The sequence below is a fragment of the Gluconobacter sp. P1D12_c genome (assembly GCF_018812105.1).
Classification (GTDB): domain Bacteria; phylum Pseudomonadota; class Alphaproteobacteria; order Acetobacterales; family Acetobacteraceae; genus Gluconobacter; species Gluconobacter oxydans_A.
Map to the genome: position 1 here is coordinate 1 of NZ_JACSIQ010000602.1, position 413 is coordinate 413.

The 413-nt window shown below is 52.8% G+C and carries 1 protein-coding gene; it reads right to left on the reverse strand.

The annotated features are described in order from the left end of the window. A partial coding sequence (locus KP705_RS18345) for a hypothetical protein (RefSeq protein ID WP_215765337.1) occupies positions 1–413 on the reverse strand: 413 nt, incomplete at both ends.

The window sequence follows — 413 nt, forward strand, 5'->3', positions numbered from 1 at the left end:
ACCTTTTCGCGCTCGGAGAAAATCGCACCGAACTTCACCAGTTCATTCATGATGGCTGTAACTTCGTTGACCCGAATTCCGACTTTTTCGGCGATTTCTTCGCGGGTTAGCATGATCTGTCCGGTATGTGGGAACAGGTGGTCGAACAAGAGCGTCCAGACGTCCACGGCCTTCATTGGACGTTTACTGTTCTTCATTAGCCACAAGGTGACAGCACGGTTCTGTGCGGGACGGATCATAACAAACGGCTCCGTTGTTCCGGGGGCTGGGGTAGTAATGCGTTGAACGGTGACCATGACCCGGCCAAGGGCATCATGGTCAAAATCGGGATTGTCAAAAAACGGCAAAAGGGCTTGGCGAACCTGTTCGGCCTGATCTTCACGAAGCCGATCTTTTGGGGTCTTGAGACGGGT